Origin of the sequence: Blautia parvula, from assembly GCF_020215665.1 — a bacterium.
Classification (GTDB): domain Bacteria; phylum Bacillota; class Clostridia; order Lachnospirales; family Lachnospiraceae; genus Blautia; species Blautia celeris.
On record NZ_CP084061.1, the window covers coordinates 4,118,885 to 4,140,473 of the forward strand.

General features: G+C 46.9%; 18 protein-coding genes. 5 read left to right on the top strand and 13 right to left on the bottom strand.

What is annotated here, in order from left to right; all coding sequences use genetic code 11:
* Nucleotide 1: 1 nt before the first annotated feature.
* Together LC508_RS19125 and LC508_RS19130 are read right to left on the bottom strand one after the other, a co-directional pair.
* Nucleotides 2-1,762 (bottom strand): phosphotransferase, encoded by a 1,761-nt coding sequence (locus LC508_RS19125; protein ID WP_033144059.1) that lies wholly within the window; start codon nt 1,760-1,762, stop codon nt 2-4.
* 208 nt (nt 1,763-1,970) lie between these two features.
* The gene (locus tag LC508_RS19130) at nt 1,971-2,816 is read right to left on the bottom strand and encodes an HAD family hydrolase (protein WP_103732252.1); all 846 of its coding nucleotides are present in this window, start codon (nt 2,814-2,816) and stop codon (nt 1,971-1,973) included.
* A gap of 206 nt (nt 2,817-3,022) precedes the next feature.
* On the opposite strand from LC508_RS19130, the gene LC508_RS19135 reads away from it, so the two are divergent.
* Nucleotides 3,023-4,213 (top strand): MalY/PatB family protein, encoded by a 1,191-nt coding sequence (locus LC508_RS19135; RefSeq protein WP_103732253.1) that lies wholly within the window; start codon nt 3,023-3,025, stop codon nt 4,211-4,213.
* Between the two features lie 63 nt (nt 4,214-4,276).
* Here LC508_RS19135 and LC508_RS19140 read toward each other — a convergent pair whose 3' ends face one another.
* The gene (locus tag LC508_RS19140; protein WP_033144189.1) at nt 4,277-4,534 is read right to left on the bottom strand and encodes a hypothetical protein; all 258 of its coding nucleotides are present in this window, start codon (nt 4,532-4,534) and stop codon (nt 4,277-4,279) included.
* Between the two features lie 303 nt (nt 4,535-4,837).
* Complete coding sequence (gene melA / locus LC508_RS19145) at nt 4,838-6,160, bottom strand: alpha-glucosidase/alpha-galactosidase (RefSeq protein ID WP_103732254.1); 1,323 nt, start codon at nt 6,158-6,160, stop codon at nt 4,838-4,840.
* 300 nt (nt 6,161-6,460) lie between these two features.
* Here melA (LC508_RS19145) and LC508_RS19150 point away from each other — a divergent pair, with 300 nt between their 5' ends.
* The gene (locus LC508_RS19150; RefSeq protein ID WP_103732500.1) at nt 6,461-7,282 is read left to right on the top strand and encodes an AraC family transcriptional regulator; all 822 of its coding nucleotides are present in this window, start codon (nt 6,461-6,463) and stop codon (nt 7,280-7,282) included.
* 7 nt (nt 7,283-7,289) lie between these two features.
* On the opposite strand, the gene LC508_RS19155 is transcribed toward LC508_RS19150, so the two are convergent.
* From LC508_RS19155 to LC508_RS19185, 7 genes are all read right to left on the bottom strand, one after another.
* Entirely contained in the window at nt 7,290-8,108 is an 819-nt protein-coding gene (locus LC508_RS19155; protein ID WP_103732499.1) for an AraC family transcriptional regulator, read from the bottom strand.
* Between the two features lie 78 nt (nt 8,109-8,186).
* Entirely contained in the window at nt 8,187-9,227 is a 1,041-nt protein-coding gene (locus LC508_RS19160; protein ID WP_054351601.1) for a zinc-dependent alcohol dehydrogenase, read from the bottom strand.
* A gap of 15 nt (nt 9,228-9,242) precedes the next feature.
* A complete protein-coding gene (locus LC508_RS19165) occupies nt 9,243-10,241 on the bottom strand; it encodes a Gfo/Idh/MocA family protein (protein ID WP_103732498.1) in 999 nt (332 codons plus the stop codon).
* A gap of 59 nt (nt 10,242-10,300) precedes the next feature.
* Nucleotides 10,301-11,143, bottom strand: coding sequence for a carbohydrate ABC transporter permease (locus LC508_RS19170; RefSeq protein ID WP_225305229.1), 843 nt, complete (start codon nt 11,141-11,143; stop codon nt 10,301-10,303).
* A gap of 13 nt (nt 11,144-11,156) precedes the next feature.
* On the bottom strand, nt 11,157-12,047 hold the full coding sequence (locus LC508_RS19175) for a carbohydrate ABC transporter permease (protein WP_033144183.1): 891 nt from the start codon (nt 12,045-12,047) through the stop codon (nt 11,157-11,159).
* 100 nt (nt 12,048-12,147) lie between these two features.
* Complete coding sequence (locus LC508_RS19180) at nt 12,148-13,506, bottom strand: ABC transporter substrate-binding protein (RefSeq protein WP_103732497.1); 1,359 nt, start codon at nt 13,504-13,506, stop codon at nt 12,148-12,150.
* A 467-nt stretch (nt 13,507-13,973) separates the two neighbouring features.
* Complete coding sequence (locus LC508_RS19185) at nt 13,974-14,762, bottom strand: HAD family hydrolase (RefSeq protein WP_033144181.1); 789 nt, start codon at nt 14,760-14,762, stop codon at nt 13,974-13,976.
* A 690-nt stretch (nt 14,763-15,452) separates the two neighbouring features.
* On the opposite strand from LC508_RS19185, the gene LC508_RS19190 reads away from it, so the two are divergent.
* Both LC508_RS19190 and pdaA read left to right on the top strand, forming a co-directional pair.
* Nucleotides 15,453-16,394: a 3-isopropylmalate dehydrogenase gene (locus tag LC508_RS19190; RefSeq protein WP_118594065.1), complete on the top strand. Its 942-nt coding sequence runs from the start codon at nt 15,453-15,455 to the stop codon at nt 16,392-16,394.
* A gap of 102 nt (nt 16,395-16,496) precedes the next feature.
* Nucleotides 16,497-17,345 carry a delta-lactam-biosynthetic de-N-acetylase gene (gene pdaA, locus LC508_RS19195; protein WP_033144178.1) on the top strand — a complete coding sequence of 283 codons (849 nt, stop codon included), beginning with the start codon at nt 16,497-16,499 and terminating at the stop codon, nt 17,343-17,345.
* 177 nt (nt 17,346-17,522) lie between these two features.
* Here pdaA and melA (LC508_RS19200) read toward each other — a convergent pair whose 3' ends face one another.
* Nucleotides 17,523-18,989: an alpha-glucosidase/alpha-galactosidase gene (gene melA / locus LC508_RS19200; RefSeq protein ID WP_103732655.1), complete on the bottom strand. Its 1,467-nt coding sequence runs from the start codon at nt 18,987-18,989 to the stop codon at nt 17,523-17,525.
* 269 nt (nt 18,990-19,258) lie between these two features.
* Here melA (LC508_RS19200) and LC508_RS19205 point away from each other — a divergent pair, with 269 nt between their 5' ends.
* Complete coding sequence (locus LC508_RS19205; RefSeq protein WP_033141710.1) at nt 19,259-20,209, top strand: AraC family transcriptional regulator; 951 nt, start codon at nt 19,259-19,261, stop codon at nt 20,207-20,209.
* Nucleotides 20,210-20,331: 122 nt separating this feature from the next.
* Here the strand turns inward: LC508_RS19205 and LC508_RS19210 are convergent, their stop codons facing one another.
* Complete coding sequence (locus tag LC508_RS19210; protein ID WP_033141709.1) at nt 20,332-21,588, bottom strand: galactokinase; 1,257 nt, start codon at nt 21,586-21,588, stop codon at nt 20,332-20,334.
* Between the last annotated feature and the right edge of the window lies 1 nt (nt 21,589).

A 21,589-nucleotide genomic window follows, 5' to 3' on the forward strand; every position in this document is an offset into this window, starting at 1 on the left:
ATCACTGTTCTCCTTCCAATCCCTGCTTTACATACCTGTAATATTCTTTTGCATATCCGTACTGTCTCAGAGAGTATTCCCCGAACTCCACGCCTTCATGCCTCTTGAACTCACACCAGTTGCTCCACAGAAAACCGCAGACCGCAATGTAGGCGTATATCTTAAGCCTTACCTCTTCCCTGCACCCTTCCGTATAGTAGGCATCTATCAGCTCGTCCACCTTATCCTTCTCGTACAGGGCATAAATGGCGAACATGGCAATATCCACATCCTCATCCTGCATGCCGGCATACTCCCAGTCGATCAGGGATATTTTCTCATTCTCCCCCTCACCCTGCATCAGGAAATTATCCGGAACTGAGTCTATATGGCACAGAATCCAGTTCTTGGGCTGTTCGTCAATAAATTTCTTTAATTCATATACCTTTTCCTTGGTCCTGTCGTAGTCGCGGTAACAGGATGGCTCTCCTTTCCACAGACTCTCGTAGAACTCGATCCTCTCAAAGATATCAAAGGTATGTCCCGCCTTAAGGCCGCTGCTGTGGAATTTCCTCAGCACCTTCATGCACTTCTTCACATCCTCAGGGTTTTCCGAGTCGCAGCACCTGGCGCCTTCCAGGTACTCCGTCAGCTTGCAGCCGCTGTCCGGGTCAAAGTAACGGATGGTATCGCTGAGCTTTAAATCCTTTATGACCTGATACACCTCATATTCCTGCCTGCGGTTGATGAGCTGTTCGGTTCCCTCCCCCGGGATTCTCATAATATAGCTCCTGCCCCTGCAGGAAAACCGGAATGAACGGTTTGTCATGCCCTTCTTCAAAACCTCTATCTGTTCAATCTCTTTCAATTCACAGTCCAGTGCCCCTGCGATCTCCTGCAGAATTCCGGAGTTGAGCTGCTTTGACTCCTCGTCCAGCTCTCTGAGCTGCTCATATGTATTAATCTCATACACTTCCCTGGCCGGAACCACTCTGGCGGAGACCGTCATCTTCTCCCTGTCCATAAGGGCCGCCTCCCAGAACGCATTGTTGAAGGATTTTCTCCCGGTCAACTCCCGGATCCTGGTTCTGAGCCGCTCCGCGTCCCGTTCCAGAATATAGGCAATCCCTATCATGCCGTTTCCGCTCTTCTCCGCATCCACTGCCACCAGCTCCAGCTTCCGGTTCACCCGCACATCGCTCTCGTCATCCACCAGATCGGTGACCATATACCAGGAATACAGTTCTCTGTCGGAAAAAGGATTAAAGCTGCACCACACATCACAGGGAATGATATATGTATTGGAAATCCTGTCTGCTGCCAGCTTCAGAGAGTGGAGATTGTTCTTATCCCCGTATTCCCGGTTGACGATCAGATTGACGCCGTACTGGTCAATCAGGTATTCATACTGCTCCTTCATAAATCCCACAACGATATCAATCTTATGTATGCCCGCCTCATGAAGCTGCCGGATCAGGCGCTCTATAAGCGGTTCTCCGCCTACCTCTATGAGTCCCTTGGGAATCTCACGGTTGATGGGGACCATGCGCACCCCGTATCCAGCCGCCAGGATAATGGCGTTCTTTGGCTTCTTCTGCTGTATTTCCTCCACTGCCCTGTCTGTCAGAGTATACTCCTTATTCAGATACCCGTCCTTCACCAGAGCGGCCAGCGACTGATTGACTTTTCCCAGGGAATATCCTGTGCTCTCTGACAGGGTTCTCTGGTTGTGGTAGCCTTTATCTATAATTGCGTTCATTACGTCGTATTCTTGTATATTCATGTAATTATATTTTCTCCTTTTCATGAACATTGTGGTTTTATAATAGCACTCCCTCTGCCCTATTGTCAAGATTTTTCTACCCACAAAGTGCCGCTCTCCCGGCACATATTCTTTTTCCAAGAGCTTTCCACGCAAAAAAAGACCCGCCAGACGGAAAATTTCATCCGAATCTGACAGGTACTTTCTCCATTATTTATCTTCCGGACGGTTATATGTCCAGATTGGCGTAAAATTCTTTTATTTTTGCCTCCTGGTAGGTTCCGGCAAAGGTGCCCTCCAGGAAATGCTGCAGCCCTTTCTCCGCAAATTCCTCCCAGGACTCCGTCTCCTGGTATGCCAGAACAGGGTAAAACAGGACACCTGTGCTCTCTGCCGCCATTTTGTCTGCAGGGGCATCCCCGATCATGAGCACATGGTCTTTCTCATAGCCCCGCTCTGTCAGGGACTGAAGGCATGCCTCCTTTGTGCCGGACTCCTGGGACAGAAGCAGATCTGCGTATTCCATAAGACCGCTGTCCTCCCATTCCCTGCGGATTTCTTTGCCGTTGGAGGCTGTGACGATCACCACATCAGCTTTGCCTTTCATGAGCTTCAGGGCATCCTCCACACCGTCAAAGGGTGACTTTCTGCTGTTGGAGAGCATCACAATGGAATCATTGACCAGTCTTGACCACTCCAATGCTTTCTTCATGCAGATACTGTCTGTTCTCTCATATGCCTCCCTGAGGCTTTCATCTGACAGCTCATCTGTTGTCTGGACCCAGTAGATCAGCTCATCCAGACCGTCCACCCTGGCGTAATTCTCGTTAATCTCCACCAGAATCTTAGCCAGCCCCTTAAACCGGTTGATTCCCCGGCTTCTGCTCAGCAGGTTGATCTTCCTCCAAAGCCGTACAATATCCTCCCTGTAATCCCCCAGATCCCATTCATGCACAAGGCACGGCGCAAAGCAGCGCATATGTTTTACATCCATAGTGTCCATGGCACAGCCATCAGAGTCAATACATATCAAAAAGTCCCTGGACTTTTCAAAATCCTTTGCTACATTTTTCATTCTCCTGCCCTCCATTTACAACATAATAATTATATCTATTATACTATCTTCTTATTCATGCCGCAATAAACATACTTCCGGCACTTTGCAGAAATATTGAAGTTATCTTTGTATAACTTGCAGAATCATGTTTTTCCGGTAGGAATTTTTCAAAAAAAATGTTATACTGTTGCAAGCAAATACCGTTACGCAAAGGAGAACAAGATATGCCAGAATACAATTTCGACGAATATATTGACCGGACCGGGTCCAATTCCATAAAACACGCATTTAAAAAGGAATATCATGTGCCGGAGGACGTTATCCCCCTGTGGGTAGCCGACATGGATTTCCGCTCACCCAAAGAAGTCTGTGACGTGATCGCGGAGGCCGGAAAATTCGGTATCTTCGGCTATGCCGGTGTGCACGATGATTATTTTGAAGCCATCCACGCCTGGATGCTGAAACGCCACGGCTGGGATGTGAAAGAGGAGTGGATGGTCCGCATCCCCGGTGTTGTCTGCGCCATTGCCACGGCTGTGCGCGCTTTGACGAAGGAGGGGGACGGCGTCATGATCATGCAGCCGGTCTATCATCCCTTTAAGAATGTACTTGTGGCCAATAACAGAAAGGTAGTGAAGCACTGCCTGAAAACCGGAGAGGACGGCCGTTTCCATATTGATTTTCAGGAAATGGAGCGCCAGATAGCTGAGGAGGACGTCAAAATGCTGGTCCTCTGCACGCCCCACAACCCGGGCGGCCGTATCTGGGATAAGGAAGAGCTTGAGAAGATCGCGGATATCTGTCTGCGCCATCAGGTCTATGTGGTCGCCGATGAGATCCACCACGATTTCATCCTGCCGGGCCACACCTTCACAGAGTGGGCATCTGTAAGCGAGGAGATGAACCAGCACAGCCTTATCTGCACTGCTCCCAGCAAAACCTTCAATATTGCGGGCCTGGGCCTGTCCAACATCTTCATTCCGAATGAAGAGATCCGCAAAGCCTTTGAAAAAGAGATCTCGCGCGCCAGCATAGAGGCCGGCAATGTCATCGCCCTGGACGCCTGCAAGGCAGCCTATACTTACGGCGAGAACTGGCTGAATGAGCTGCTGGAATACCTGGAAGGAAACGTTGCACTTGTCCGCAGCTTCCTGAAAGAGAATCTGCCCCAGATTAAACTCATGGAGCCGGACGGCACCTATCTGATTTGGCTGGATTTCTCCGCCCTCGGAATGGACAGTGACGCCCTGGATGAATTTCTTATCCACAAAGCCAAAGTATGGCTGAACAAAGGCTCCATGTTCGGTGACGGGGGCGAGCGCTGCTTCCGGATGAACCTGGGAAGCCCACGCCATGTGATCTTAAAGGCACTGGAACAGATCAAAGAGGCAGTTGACACACTGGAAATCCAATAAAATAATTACGGGCAGTTCCGCCGGAAGCTGTATCTTCCCGGCGGGACTGCCCTTTTTGATTTCTCATAGCTCTCTCTCCTGCTGCCGGCCCCGGCTTATGCGCCTGGCATCCTGAAACAGCTCGATATCTTCCCTTGTGACTTTAATATTCGTGATATAATTCTTTCCCTGGGGCGTTGTCACGCTAACTTCCACCACGGTCCCCTCCTGAAGTGCATCCGCGGATACGGATTCCAGAAATCCCCGGACTTTTGGATGGCGTTTTTCAAACTGTGCCATGGCCGATCTGGCCTGCATCATTTTTATCGGATTGAATCCCATACTGTTTTTCTCCTTTATCCGCCTTACACAAGTCTCCCAGACCTGCCCGCCGGCTTTTGCCGTCTGCCGTTTATTCTTCCGGGCATCATGCATTCTGTGTACTTTTGGCATAGTCATTGTTTGATAAAGTATTATATCATGAATTTTCTGCATTAATATGCCATTTCCCTAATTTATTGAAATTTAATATTTACCGGGGAAGAATCCGGCCTGAAAACACCTCGGGGGACAGTGGCATATGAACAGTAACAAAAGGGTACCGCAAATCTGCAGTACCCTTGAATATCCGTATATTTTGATTTTTTATTTGTACATTTTCATGTAGTCGCCGTGTGCGTCAATAAGCTCGTCACACATTTTCACAATATCATCAATGCTCAGCTCTGCACCTGTATGCGGGTCCATCATGGCAGCCTGGTAGATGTATTCTTTCTTCTTGGTCGCTGCTGCTTCAATGGTAAGTAACTGTACATTGATATTGCTCATGTTCATGGCTGCAAGCTGTACCGGCAGTCTTCCGACTCTGCAGGGGTTCACACCTGTTCCGTCAACCAGGCAGGGAACTTCCACACAGGCGTCTGCCGGAAGGTTCTCAATGGAACCGTTGTTGATCACATTGCCGCCGATCTTGTACGGCTGGTTGGTCACAACTGCCTCCATAATATAGGAAGCATATTCCTTGCTTCTGTCATGGGTGATCTTACCGTCTTTGAGGATGCTGTTTCTCTCCTCTTCCCATCCCTTGATCTGCTCAATACATCTTCTCGGATACTCATCCAGCGGAATATTGAATTTCTCGATCAGTTCCGGATATTTGGATTTGATGAAGAACGGATTGTACTCTGCATTGTGCTCGCTGGACTCTGTGCAGTAATATCCAAGGTGTTTGATATATTCAAAACGAACCATGTCGTCATGTTTCTGTGCTGCATTCATCTCTGCTGCTCTTCTGCGGATCTCCGGATACAGATCATTGCCGTCCTTATCCTTGATGTCCAGCAGCCATGCCATATGGTTGATACCCGCAATGGTCTCCACACGGCCTTCCAGCTTGTCCTTCATATCCAGCTTTTCAAGCAGCTTCTCTGAACATACCTGAACGCTGTGGCACAGACCTACGGTCTTCACGCCTGTGTAACGCTGCATATATCCGGACAGAATGCCCATGGGGTTTGTGTAGTTTAAGAAAAGCGCTTCCGGGCAGACCTCTTCCATATCTCTTGCAAAACCTTCCAGTACCGGAATGGTACGGAGCCCTCTCATGATACCGCCGATTCCCAGTGTATCTGCAATGGTCTGACGAAGGCCGAATTTCTTCGGGATCTCAAAATCTGTGATGGTGCAGGGATCATATCCGCCCACCTGGATAGCATCTACAACAAATGTTGCATCCCGCAGCGCTTCTTTTCTGTTCTCCACGCCCAGATAAGTTTTGATATGTGCACGTCCCTCGTTTACATTTTTGTTGATTGCATTGAGGATGATCTCGGAATCCTCCAGACGTTTTCTGTCAATATCATATAATGCGATCTCGCTGTCACACAGTGCCGGGCTGCACATACAGTCGCCAAGTACATTTCTTGCAAATACGGTGCTTCCTGCACCCATAAAAGTAATCTTAGCCATTTTATCATTTCCTCCGTTTCTGTTGTTTTCTGATGGTTCTTATTATATAATCAGAGCAGAAAATATTCTATCTTATTTGTTTCTTATAATTGTAAAAATGTTGCATGTAGGTTACGATTCACGACCAATGTTCCGGGAGGTGTTTTGCGAAGCAAAATCCCGAGGCAGCCAGCGCCAAAATGCAATTTATTGCATTTTGTGTGCATCGCGAAGCGTGTTACTGTTCACAGAACTGCGCTTTTTGCAGGGCTGTGAATAGTAACGCATATAGGTAATTATTCGGATAAAGGAGTGAGCAAAATGAACCCAGAACCATCCGGTACCCTGTCCATCTATTTCTGCGGCACCGAGCCATGCGCCCCCGGACATGCCTTTGGCCCGGCTGTCCGTCCCCACTATCTCATCCACGTGGTGCTGGACGGAAAGGGGATCTATAAGCGAAACGGGGAAACCTATCATCTGAAAGCAGGGGATGCTTTCCTCATCTCCCCCATGGAGTCCACCTATTACCAGGCTGACGAAAAGGAACCGTGGCGGTACGCCTGGGTGGGATTTGACGGCATGAGTGCGAAAGACCTGCTGGAGAGAACATGTTTCCGGAACTCCTGTGTGTACTTCTGTCCCGATGACGAAAAAAAGAGAGAGGCTGTCATTGCCCATGTTCTGGAACTTCTGGATTCCTTTCTCTCCCGGGGGCAGAACAGCCTGACTCTGTTAGGACATTTTTTCCAGCTCCTGGGCACCATGCAGAGCCCGGAGCCGGCCGGACGGGAAGAATATCCCCGCCAGTATCTGGCAAAAGCCATGGAATATATGAACAACAACTACAGCTACAATATACGAATCTCTGATATTGCATCCTATATCGGTGTGGACCGCTCTTATCTGTACCGCATTTTTATGGAGGAGGAACACATCTCACCCAAACAGTACCTGATGCGTCTGCGGCTTCGCACCGCTGCCAGTATGCTGCGCTCACCCCGGTATACCATCACGGAGATTGCCTACTCCTGCGGGTTTCGGGATGCGGCTGCCTTCTGCAGCCAGTTCCGCAGGGCCATGGGATTTACGCCCAGCCAGTTTCGGGAATACCTAAAAGAGGAGACAAAATATACCCAGTAGCTGAGGTTTAAAACCCTGTATTTCTGAACTCCTTTGGGGAGATTCCGGCCTTTTCCGTGAAAAACCTGGTGAACACCGCATGTTCGGAAAATCCCAGCTCCTCGGAAATCTCATTTATATTCATGGCAGAGGACAGCAGATAGTCCTTCGCCTTCTCAAACAACATATTTCTCTGCAGAAAAATAGGGGATATTCCGAAATACTCCTTGAATTTGTTGGAGATATAGGTGGGATTCATGTGGTATTTCTCTGCCAGTGTCTTCAGATTCATGCCTGCTGTGGGTCTCTGGGAGATATCGTCAAAAATATCCATAAACACCGCCGGAATATCCGGTGCAAGCTGGGTTTTTTCTGATTTCAGAAAGCTGTCAAAGATGCATGCCAGGACTTCAAGCGCTTTTGCATTTTTATATATCATATCGGCAATCGTCTCTTCATTCTGTATAGCTTCCATATAGTCAAAGAATTTCTGTTCAAACTCGCTGCTGTTTTCCATATGGACTTTGCAGGGCAGTTTGAGCAGACTCAGCACATCTATGTTGTAAGCTGTCCTGAAGTTAAAATGCCACCACAAAAATTCCGACTCCTCCCTGGATACCTTTACATGGTCATGGATCACATTGGGAGGCACAAAAATAGCATCCCCGTCCCTGCAGCGGTACTCTCTGCCCTGAATGCGCAGAAGGGCCTCTCCTTTTTTCAGATAGGACATTACACAAAACGGCATCTGCCGGTTAAGCTGCACCATTTCTGTTCTGGTCTGGTAATCATACTCCACGATATCCAGCACCGCACGCTGTATCAAAGGTCTTAAACGTTCACTCATGCTGTCTCCTCTCTCTGCGTCCCGGACTGCCCCCTCTGCAGTCCCTCCCGTCAGGCTGTCTGAATCTTGCCTCGAAATTTACTGATTCTTAAAAGCAACCCCCATCTTCACACTCTCCTGCGGGTTTTCCACAATATAGTGCAGATAGCTCTCATCACAGGTATCAAAATCCACCACGGGATCAACGATATTTTCACAGGAGAACATGCCTTTACAGAGCATATCCCATGCCTCTTGGCATATTCTGTCAAAGCTCCATCTCGGATAGTCATTGTTCGGCTCACTGCATGCCCGTGAAAAGTAAAAATGACACTGGTTAAAATGTCCCTCATATCCCAGATTGATGGGAATATGGCATTCTCCCAGCCAGCCCACCATGGCAAAATTTCCTCCATAGGCAAGAGCCCGGATTCCCTGCTCCACTGCCTTATAATTTCCGCTTGTCTCGATCACAACATCCATACCGATTCCGTTTGTCTTATCCCTTAAAATCAGCCCGAAATCCTCCTTCGTCGGGTCAAACGCCATATCCGCGCCATTATCCAGCGCAGCCTGCCGCCTTTTCTCTATGGGGTCTGTTACCACAACAAGGGAAGCCCCCGCCGCTTTTGCAGCCTGGGCAGCCATAAGTCCAATAGCCCCAAGACCGGAGATCAGCACTTTATCGCCCAGACGTACATGGCCGTCCCGCATTCCCCCCAGGGCAAACTGAAGGGGATCATAGCAGACTGCCTCCTTCCAGGTCATACTTTCCGGCATGACCAGGACATCCTCTGCCTTTACTGTGTGGGTGTTTTTCAGATTGCCGTATCCGGCAACCCTCTGCCCTGTCTCCAGGCCCTCTACGCCCTGGCCGATCTCGGTGATTCTGCCCACCCACATATTTCCCAGGCCGGATGTTCCGTCATACACAAGCTCCTTTTCTCTCGGTCTGAAAATGTGTGTGCTCTCATCGTAGTAAACCTTTGCAAAAGGATTTTTCTCATATCCGTGCAGTTCTGTGCCGTGTTTCGGCGCACCGTAATCCGATACCACTCTTACATAACCTGCCTGCAGAGGCATTTCCTGATATTCTTCCAAAACAGGCTTTCCGTTTCGTCCTAAGAGTAATTGTTTCATAATGTGTGTCCTCCTTTATTTATGTAAACCTACTTTTATGCCGTCCATGCCTGCGGATTCCACCACGGTCTCCACATAACAGAGGCTTTTATAACCTTCTTTGATGTCGCATGTTGTCTGTTTCTTTTCTCTGACACATTCCAGGAACTCTCTGACCTCATCCAGATATGCGTCCTCTTCAGAATCTACCGTCTCTGTCCTTAACCCGCCTTCACCCGTGTAAGTAAAGACCGCATGGTTAAAGTCACGGAAATCAGCGGTGACTTTCTCGTATACCACCTTGAATCTGCCAATCCATTCTCCCGGGACCTCACAGTTATTGGCAGTGATAGCGGCCACAGCACCGTTGGTAAATCCGGCAAAGGAGGCACTTACATCCTCTACTGTGTAGTTATGGATATGGTTGTGGCATACATTTCCCATGACACCTGCGGCGTATTTTGGTTCTCCCATCAGGTAACGGCATAAGTCATAGACATGAATTGCCTGCTCATAGATCTGTCCGCCGCACAGATCAACATTGATCCACCAGGGTGTGTGAAGGGAATTGCAGGAATAATGTCCGTGAAACAGCACCGGCCTTCCCGCCTCACCGGACGCGATCAGCTCCTTCATTTTTTTAACCGCTGTCCCCTGTCTCATGTGAAATCCGACTCTGGTGATAATCCCGCTTTTCGCGGCACTCTCCACCATTCTTTTCCCTGTCTCTGTATTTAGAGCAATCGGTTTCTCTATGAAAATGTGCTTTCCTCTCTCTGCGGCACGCTCAAACTGATGGTCCTGGGCAAAGGGCGGAAGACAGATGAACAATACATCAAAATCACCTTCATCCAGCATTTTGTCAAAGTCATCGTATTCCTGTATATTTTCCTGCGGTATTTCCTCACAGAAAGCCTCTCTGGCTGCCCTGCTCTTGTCGCATACGCAGGATATCTGTGCACCTGATTCCAGGAGCCTTTTGGCATGGCCTTTTCCCATATTTCCGGCCCCCAGTATTGCTGCTTTTACACTCATTAAATTTTTCCTCCTCTATTTTAAATCGTTCTTTGCTCCGGCTGCTGCCTTTTCTGCTGCTATCCCTTCACGGCTCCGGCAGTGATACCGTCAACGAAACTTCTCTGGAATATGGAATATACAATGATGATCGGCACCGTACAAATGGTCACTCCCGCCGCTATCAGCGATGTATTCATGGTATATTCCCCCTGGAAATACATAAGCCCCAGAGGCAGCGTCCTGTATTTATCGTCATACACCATCAGCATGGGCAGAAGATAATCATTCCAGGACCACATAAATTCAAAAATCAGCAGGGAAGTCAGAGCAGGTTTTGTCAGCGGAATCATAACATACAGCCACGCCTTCCACTTTCCGGCCCCGTCAATGGTGGCCGACTCTATCAGTTCATCCGGCAGTTCCCGGAAAAATGACCGCATCATAAAGCAGGCAAACGGCATGGACAGCCCAAAGTACGGCAATATCATAGCCTGCAGTGTGTTGATCATGCCAAGCTGCTGTACATTATAGTAAAGCGGTATGATCATGGCATTGATCGGTATCATCATACCTATGAGAATAAAATAAAAAATCTGGTTTCTCCCTTTCCATTTCAGTTTGCCAAAGGCATACCCTGCCATGGACGAAAGCAGCAGCACCACAAAAACCCTGGGTACAGCCACTAAAATGCTGTTTTTCATATAGCCGCCCATGCGCCCGGTTGTCCATGCTTCTTTTATGTATTCAAAGGTCACTGAAGTCGGAAATGCAAACGGATCGTTTACGGAAGGGTCAAAGGGCTTTATTGCTGCCATCCACATCCAGAAGATGGGAAGAACGGAGACCAGCACAAATAAGATCAATATGGCATGTGTCAGAATACTGACCAGGTGCCGCCTGGCCGCTGTGTGTTCACTCATATTTTCCCCTCCTCTACTCTTTGTCTGTCAGTTTCATGAAAATTCCGGAGCATACCGCAATGATCACAGCCAGAACCACAGCAAGTGCCGAACCATATCCGTAATCATTCATATTAAAAGCTGAATTATACATGTAGGTGGAAATAACCTCTGACGAGTGATAAGGCCCACCCTTCGTCATAATATAGATCAAGTCAAATACTTTAAACGAACCGATCAGTGAATTGGATACCAAAAGTACGATCGTCCCCTTAATAAGCGGAACAATGACATAGATAAACTTCTGAAAGGCATTGGCCCCCTCCAGTTTTGCCACTTCCAGATAGCTGGTATCAATCCCCTGCAGCGCCGCAAGAAATACCACCATATTAAATCCGTAACAGGTCCAGCTTCCCGCAAGCACCAGGAACCATATGACCATTTTCTCATCCCCGAGAAAATCGATTCCCGCGGCCCCATGCATTCCCAGAGCATTCAGCATCCTTCCCAGGATTCCGAATTCCGGATTGTAGATCCATCCCCATACGATGCCGACTGCAACAAGCGAAACCACATTCGGCATGAAATAGGTAAGCCGGTACAGAAATTTTCCTTTTACATACTTCTGTGTCAGCATCACCGCAAAGATCAGCCCCAGAAGTACAGGAACAAAAATGGTAAACAGTATCCAGATGACATTGTTCCCCAATGCTTTATAAAAAATGGGGTCCTTCAGTACCCTTGCATAATTATCCAGACCCACAAACTTCATGAAAGGAGCCGCTCCGTTCCATTCATGAAAACTGATCCTCACAGTTGAAAAAATAGGTATCACCAGAAACAGGCAGTAGAACAGCAGTGCCGGAAGTGCAAAAGCAAAGCATCCCATCCAGTTTTTCAGCAACATCCTTTTTCTTTTATCCATAAAAACACCCTTCCCGCTGCACGTGACAGGGCTGCAGCAGAATCCTGCAGCCCCTCACTGATTTATAACAATAGAATGTTCACAGGTATGCTTCTGCCGCCTATTCTACTGAGTAGTTTCCTGCCTCGATCTCTTCCTCAAATGCCTTCTGCTTCTGTTCCATACAGGCAGCTCCGTCAATCTTGCCCGCAATAAGCTGCTGCACGTAGTTCTGTGTCACATCATTTACCTTAGGCGGCATAAGCACGTCTATATTCTCGCCAAGGTTCTCGGACGCGTTGATCTCATCCACCACATCTTTGAACAGCTCACTGACTTCGTAGGCGCTGTAATCCACATCTTTTACAGAGGGGATCAGACCTGCTTCATACCAGAGTTCCATGTTGTCAGGCTGGAACATATAGTCCAGGAATTTTACTGTCTCTTCCGGATATTTCGTCTTAGAATTTACAACTACAGCTTCACCAAGTCCCCCCGGAGGGCAGTTGTCCAGATCATCCGACGCTACCGGTACGAAGAAGAATCCCACATTGTCCTTCATATTCTCCACACACGCGGATACCAGCCAGGTACCGGTCACACGCATGGCACCTTCCCCTGCGTAGAATGCTTTATTTGCATCTTCGGATGCCAGGCTCAGAGGCTTCTCTGTGGCATATCCCTTTTCAAACACACTGTAAAGTTCATCAAGAGCTGCCCCGAATCCTTCGCTTGTCCAGGGTATTTTTCCCGCTACCGCTTCTTTTACTCTGTCCGCTCCCACAAAACTGTTCAGCCAGATTGACTCATAGTGAAATCCCGGCCACTGCTCTTTGTCATCCATGATAAGCGGCGTGATGCCTTTGTCTTTGAATTTCTGGCATATCTGCATAAACTCTTCGTAAGTCTCCGGTACTTCAATGCCTTCCTCCTCGAACATTTTCTTGTTGTAATATACGCCCAGCATTTCCAGCTCATTGGCTACACCGTACAGTTTGCCGTCGTATACGGTTTTCTCCAGAGCCCAGTCATGGAACCTGTCATCCCATTTATACTGTTCCCTGTAGTCGCTCAGATCCATTGCCAGACCGGCATTTGCCAGAACGCCCAGATAACCGGCACCGGCGTCATAACTGAAGATATCCGGGCCTTCTCCGCTGTTGATGGCAGGCTTGATGGTATTTCTCAGGTCTGCAACCTTGAAAGCGGTACGCTTGATGGTGACATTGGGATTTTCCTTCTCAAAATTCTCGATGATGGTGTCTATCATTTTCGCTCCGGCACCCTCTGTCCTTAAATCCCACATGTTCAGTTCAATTTTTTCTGTGGAAGCAGCATTATCCCCCGAGTCACCTGCATCCGTTTTTGTCTCTGTCTTGCTTTCAGCCGTATCGCCCTCTTTTGCCGTTCCGGGCGTACATCCTGCCAACATTGTCCCCACAAGCACCAAACCGGTCAATACCTTCCATTTTCTTCCCATAAATACATCTCCTTTGCATAATATTTAATATTTTTGGTATGTTTAATATAGCATTTCTTGTAGAAAATGTACTTACCACTCCTTTTCCTGTTCTTTGCAGTTTTACATATTTTGGTAATATCTTTGCAGATTTACATATTTTTCTTCGATTTTGGCTGTTTGCATGGTGTATTTTTCTGCGGAAATACTGTAGAATTGCAAAGGAATTTGTTATTGATTAATTTTTCTGATAAATACGATTATTTAATTATCAGATACTTTTTCTAAATTAAATACTTTTTGCGCTGAATAGCCAAATAATCATCAAAGGGATTTCCTTTTGGAAAAAGAAATGCAAAAAAGCAACTGTCCGGCAATTTTATGCCGGGCAGTTGCTTTTTTGGGTGGGACTCTATTATTATTGATTGTTTAAGAGCGTGTCTTGTGTCTGATAATTGATTTTGATAAGCTGTGCATGACAATGCGCATCATATTATTCCGTAATGTTTCAGCGCATAATGGATTCCATCTTCCTCGATTCCCTTTGTCACATAACTGCAGTACGGGAGGATCTCTTCTTTGGCATTTCCCATTGCTATGCTGTTCTTTACTGCTTTCAGCATATCCAGATCATTCTCACTGTCGCCTACAGCAAAGCAGTTCTCCATATCTGCATCCAGATGGCTGCACATAAACCGGATTCCTGTAGCCTTTGTGTAATCTTTCTGCGTCACCTCCCAGACATTGCCGCCCCGGGGGATGCAGTAAAAATGTTCATCCAGAAATACTTTTATCTCCCCGGCTGCTTCTGTGTCCGGAAGGAATATAAGACATTTATCATAAGTCTGGTTTTCATCGCGAAATAACTCTTCGATATTTCTCCCTTTCGCCGCAAATATCTGTATTGCCTCCTGAAGCCATGGATTGGGGTAACTGAAATCAAAATATATAGCCTTGTCAGCCTCATAAAATACAGGGATCTTGGCATCCCTCAGCATTTTTGCAACTTTCACGCACATATCATGGGGAATTGCGGATTCCAGCAGCTTTTTGCCTCTGTAATAAATGTGGGTGCCGCAGCCACAGACATATCCGTCAAAGTCCATGGAACGGATTTCCTCACTGATACTGTAATACGTCCTTCCGGTATTGACAAACACCTGGTGCCCGTTTCTCTTTGCCCCGGCAATCGCAGCCCTGGTACTGTCGGGTATGATCCCGGAGGGCTCCATTGCAAGTGTGCCGTCTATGTCAAAAAATATTAGTTTACTGTCCATAATCTCTCCTTAATGTTAAAGTCCGCTTTTTTTAGGTGTCTTACTGCATATAAAAACCACCCTTAAACCTTTGCATGTCAGGGTGGTATCCTTTACTTTCAGAGGTCAGCCGCGCTTGGCTGTTGTGTTCTTTTCCGTCTTCAATTTATCATATTTCTGTTAAGAATTCAAGCGATTATTGCCGGTCGTTATTGACGCTGTTATTGCTGTGTTGCTGTCCACACGCCACTGTCCCGCGAGGTATTTTCAGGCCGAGGGCACGAAAATCCCGAGGCAGCCAGCGCGATATGGAGCATTCTGCTCCATATCTGTGCATCGCGAAGCGTGTTGCCGGGCACACAGTAAACAGTAACATTGCTGCGCCGGCAAGTGGTTACTGACTGCGCCGCGCCCGGCAGTTACCAATCCATTCTCCTGCTAAACTACACTAAGTTTTACATGTAAACCGGAAATACCTGTTGCCGGCAGAAAAGGCCTGTGCTAAAATTAAAAAAGCATATTTTCTGGATCATCTTTCTATTTTTGAATCAGTCTTGGGATTCATAATATCTTATATCATTTCATAATAACGGGTCGACGTATGTCCGGCCTGTCCTTTCGGAAAATTCGTGCTTTTCACCACATTTTTTGCAGGAGTTTTCGGAAAGGTTAGAAACCTCCTGCGTCTATAATTAAAAAAGGAGGTTTTATATGGAAAAACGGAAACAGCAGCCGCATGCCCTGCAGTGGCATCCTGCTTTTTACGCCGGGATTCAAATTGAACTGGAAGCAGAGGCAGATCTGCTGCTCTTTGAAAACGAACATCAATTGGGTACAAAACCAAAGGAAATCGATGTGCTGATCGTAAAAAAAGAAAGAGATGTTTCTATCCGGAAAAATATCGGAAGGATTTTCAGGACGCACAATATTGTGGAATATAAAAGTCCTAAAGATTATCTGAGTGTGGATGATTTTTATAAGGTTTATGGTTATACTTGTTTTTATAAGGCAGATACCGCGCAGGCTGACAGCATCGCCATCCATGATATTACCATAACCTTTGTATGCCACCGGTATCCGCGCAGTCTCATGCGGCACTTGACAGAGGAACGGGGCTATGAAATCCACAGAGAAGAGGATGGCATTTATTATATCACCGGAGATAATATCCCAATTCAGCTGATCCTGACAAAGGAACTGTCTGAGGAACAGAATCTATGGCTGAAAAGCCTGACAGATGAACTGGAAGAAACAGAGACGGCAAAACATTTGATTGAGCAGTATGGAAAGCATAAAGGTAATAACCTGTATAAATCCGTTATGGATCTTATTGTCCGTGCAAACAAAGATAAATTCAAGGAGGCGAAGATTATGTGTGAAGCATTAGAAGAATTAATGGAGGATGAACTGGAAGCTAAAAGGACTCAGGGACTGGCAGAAGGACTGGCTTTGGGAGAGGCAAAAGGACTGGCCTTGGGAGAGGCTTTGGGAAAGGCAGAGAGTATTGTGGTTCTGCTGAAGGATCTGGGTGATGTATCTGAGAAACTGCAGCGAAATATTATGGAACAAAATGACACTGAAATTCTGAACCAGTGGCTCAAATACGCGGCCAGGGCCAAGACAATCCGGGACTTTGAACAGAAAATTCAATAACGGCTAACCGGAAGCATGCTCCGCATCCGCAAACTTTAAGTCCTGTCATAAAACCTCTGCAAAGGAAATATGATAGAATAAACAACCCTTCCAGGACTTATTATGCTACATAACATTCCAATTAAAAAATTTCTGGCAATCGCTCTTCTCTTTGCCGCAGCCTACTTTGCCGGCTGTTTTATTGCCGAGGCGGTAAACGGCAGGCAGGCAGAATCCGTCTCCACCTCCGCTGACGGCAACTGGGGCCTTAGTTTTCAGGAGGAGGGCAAACCGCCTGTGGCAAACGCCACCTTCGATGAATTGAAACAGTACGATGCCTATTATGCCGAAAATACAGAAGAGAAAGTCATTTACCTCACCTTTGACTGCGGCTATGAAAACGGAAATACAGCCACCATCCTGGACGCACTGAAAAAGCACAATGCCCCGGCCACCTTCTTTGTGGTTGGAAATTTCATCTCCACCAGCCCTGATCTGGTGAAACGGATGGTCAAGGAAGGCCACACCGTGGGCAATCATTCCTTCCATCACCCGGATATGTCCAAAATATCCACCATAGATTCCTTCTCCAAGGAACTTCAGGAGTTGGAAGACCTCTACACAGAGACTACCGGTAAGCCCATGACCAAGTTCTATCGCCCGCCCCAGGGCAAATACAGTGAAAGCAACCTGAAAATGGCACAGGAACTGGGCTATAAGACTTTCTTCTGGAGTCTTGCCTATGTAGACTGGTATCAGGATAAGCAGCCTTCAAAAGAGGAGGCCTTCAGTAAACTTATCGGAAGAATCCACCCCGGCGCCGTCGTACTCCTGCACAGCACCTCCAGCACAAATGCCCAGATTCTCGATGAACTGCTGAGCAAATGGGAAGAGATGGGGTATACTTTCCAGTCATTGGATCAGTTGGTGGAAAAGAGCGGGACGGTAAAGAAGACATCTAATATTGTCTGATACAGATTATCTGACATCTCCGGCCAGGATAAACGTATGAAATAAGAATAGCAGACAAACGTCAATAAGCCTGCCCTGTACTTAACCGTCAGGCAGGCTTATTGCTTACTTAAGGTCAGCCGCTTTACGTGCGGCTGTTCCTTTTCTAACTATAATATAGCATTATGGAGGTAATATTTATACCGTAATTTTCCTCTTTTCATGCTCCGCAGCAACTTCCTCAACAGATTTCTCCTGAAGTCTCACTGCTCCTTTATATCCCTCTTTCGTAGGAATCAAATCGCCCTTTGCCAAGTTCTCTTTTGCCTGTGCAATGGCTTCTTTATACTGCGGCAGCCATTGTTCCTGCGCAACCAGCATTTCGTCGATCATCTGCCATACTTCCGGCGGGTTGCAGACTGCGCCTGTGAGCGGATCCATTAATGCAGCCTGTTTCAGCAGTTTTGCATCTCCATGCACGGCTGCCTCTACTGCCAGTTTCTGAACCCAGATGGACTGTGAACACACTGCAGCACATCCCAGAGGAAGGTCTCCCACCTTAGGAACACTGATTCCGTTTCCATCTACATAACAGGGAACTTCCACTACGCTTTCATAAGGAAGGTTCGTGATGCAGCCCTCATTCATCATATTGAAATGTCCTCTGTATTTTTTACCCGTTTCAAGTGATTCAATGATGTAAGAACAGTGCTCTTTTCCTCTCTCGGAACCGTCCAGTTTCTTCGGCTCCTCAGCCAGGATCTTCGGATAATCGGTATCAAACCAGTTTCTCTCCTCTCTGGTCACGCGCAGATATCCGCCTGTCTCTCCGTTGATCCAGTTGTCCAGATTGATCCAGTCTTTGATCTCATCCGGACGTTTGCGGTACCAGGAAACGTACTCGGAAAGGTGTCCGTTGGATTCTGTGGAATAATAACCAAAACGTTTCAGCATATCAATACGCACTTTTTCTTCTTCGCTGAATTTTTCATGCGCTTCAAATCCCGGCAGGATTTTCGGCAGCATATCTTCTCCGTGATGTTTTACGGAAATATACCATGTCTGGTGGTTGATACCTGCGCAGATAATATCCAGCTCTTCTCTGGGGATTCCAAGAACTTCCGCAATCTGCAGTTCGCCGTGGATCTCACCGTGGCAAAGGCCGATGGTCTTCACGCCGCCGTATTTATTGCAGGCCCAGGTAGCCATTGCATTGGGGTTTGAGTAATTGAGCATAATTGCTCCCTCCTCAGCCACCTCACGGATATCCTTACAGAAATCCAGCATGGCAGCAATCACTCTCTGTCCGTACATGATCCCGCCTGTGCAGAGTGTATCACCTACACACTGGTCAACACCGTATTTCAGCGGAATCTCAATATCTGTCTCAAAGCCCTCCAGACCGCCGACACGTACACAGTTAATGATGTAGCGGGCATTTCTGAATGCCTCTCTTCTGTCTGTGGTTGCCTGAATCTTCACAGGGATTCCATTGGCATCCAGGTCTCTCTGGCATAATGCTCTTGTTCTCTCCAGGTTCTCCCCATTGATATCTGTAAATGCGATCTCCACATCGCGAAGCTCCGGCACTGACATGATATCTGTGAATAATGTCCTTGCAAATACAAGGCTTCCCGCTCCGATAAATGCTATTTTAAAACTCATAACATAACCTCCCGTTTTTCTTTTGGTTTTTATGATGTTTATTATAAACGGTGGTTTTTATTGATGTGGAAAGTATTGTTGTGCAAATTTGAAAATGCAAGATATTGCCGTATATATTTTTCTTGACAACCGACGGGCCAGCTCTCACAATAAAAGTAACCGAAATGATCCTACCCAAAATGCATAAGCGCCGGAAACCATGTCACCTTATCATCCTCATAGATATTCTGAATACGGATGACCGCGCGATCGCTGAAAGGAGAACTGCCATGAGCATTTTTAATCCCACACATCATTTCATTTCCATAACTGCTTTTTACGCCCTTTCCCTGACAGAATATGATATGCACGCTCATGCCCATGCCAGTTGTGAAATCATGTATGTCACAAAAGGAAATTGTCATATTTATGTAAACCATGAAGCGCACTGTCTGGAAGAAAGACAGTTTATATTTCTGGACGCTGAAGTGCCTCACCGTTTATGGATTCCCAAAGGCTCTCCCTGCTCCCTGCTGAATCTGGAGTTTCGCTGCCAGGAGGAGAAGACTACACTGGACATCTTAGAACCAAGGAGGGAAAGTGCGTCTTTTGACCGTTTCTGCCGTTCCAAAAAGGCTATCTGGATTTCCAATGACACAGGAAATCTGGGGTATTCCCTGAAAGACCTGATCTCTCAGTTAGAGCAGAAGATTCCGTATTCCAAAGATGTACATATGTCCCGCAAATTCACTGCCCCGGACACGGATTACCTTATCCGGCTGCTGTTTTTCCGCACCATGCTGGAGCTGTCCCAGTGTCTTCTGGAAAATAACAAGGCAACAGGTGCCGTATACCTGAAAAAAGCCTTACTGTATATCTCTGCGCATCTGACAGAAGATATACGGATTCCGGAACTGGCTGCTTACGCCGGAATTAACAAATCTTATCTCCAATCCCTGTTTTCCAGACATATGCACTGCACGATTACAGATTATGTCAACCGAAAAAGATTGGAACAGGCTGCTTTTCTGCTGACAAACAGTTCTCTGTCCGTGACAGATATTGCGTTCCATGCAGGATACAACAGCCGCCAGCATTTTGGCAGCACTTTTGAAAAATATTATGGAACAAGCCCCAGGGCTTACCGTCAGCTTCATGAAAAGAAGATAGATACTTCTACCGGACATGGACAGTATACGATTCGGGAGGATGGAACCTGGGATACGGAACCGCTGGAATAAAAAAACAGGAGAGTGAAGTAACCGTTATGGTTATCCGGCAACAGCTCAGCTATCCGAATTTTGCTGAGCTGTTACGTTATCTTCACTCTCCTGGCTTATTTATGATTCTGCCTTCAGAAATTTTAGAAATCCATATGTACTGCGCCTGTCTGGCGAATCTGCATTACATAAATATTTTCTTTACCCATGTATGGTGTCATGTATTCTACATAATCTGCTGTCATATCTTTAGGAAGCACTGCTGCGATCACACCGGCAAATCCACCGCCGTGGACTCTGCAGTAACCTCTTCCGGCCTCTTCGATGAACATTTCTGTCAGAGCCAGGGCTACCGGAACCGCCTGTTCTGTCTCATCCTTAGTTGCAAAACAGTTCTGCAGCCATTTCCAAGAACTATTACCTGATTTTGTGATGCACTGTAAAAAGGTATCGTAATCCTTTTCTTTGATCGCTTTCACTGCAGCATCCACACGGTTCTGCTCCGCGAAGAAATGCAGTGCGCGCATAACAGCTCTGTCTCCGGCTTCTTTTCTGACTTTGTTCAGATTCTGCATAAACTCTTTTTCATCCACATCGGCAAGCACTTCTTTGCCCATAACCTGTGCTGCTTTTTTCATTTCGATGGGGACAGAGGAATACTCTGCACTTAAATCCGCATGGCCTTTTCCTGTATTTACAATGATCAGGTCATATCCAAGCTGGTCATATCCGAAATCCAGCTTCTCTACTTTCGGCATTTCCTCTTTGAAATCAATGGTGATCACACCGCCCACTGCACATGCCATCTGATCCAGCAGACCGGACTGTTTTTCCCAGTATTCATGCTCTGCGTACTGGCCGATCTTAGCGTATTCAACATAATCTATTTTTCCGTCATTGCTGAAATAATCAACGATGGCACAGATAAGCATTTCAAATGATGCGGAGGAGCTTACCCCTGCTGCGCCGATAACATCTGTGGACACATATGCGTCAAAGCCTTCCACTTTATATCCCTTTTTCACAAATCCCTCAAACATACCGATCAGCAGGGAAAGTGTTCCCTGGCATTTACAGGTTGTGTCCATATTGTCTAAATCAACGGTAATGCTCTGGTTATAATTCTCGCTGATCACGTGAACCAGTGAGGTGCCGTTCTTCCTTGCCGCAGCAATCGTATCCATAGCAATACTTCCGGTCAGCACCTTACCATGGTTGTGGTCCGTATGGTTGCCCAGGATCTCTGTTCTTCCCGGTGATGTGAAGAAGTCAGCTTCACCTTCGCCAAATGCTTTCACAAATTCCCGGTACAGATGATTGTAGCGCTCCTGCTCCATCTGCAATTTCTCTTCACCGTAAACTGTTTTCAGAGTTGCAACTGCTTTTTCATTTTCAAACATT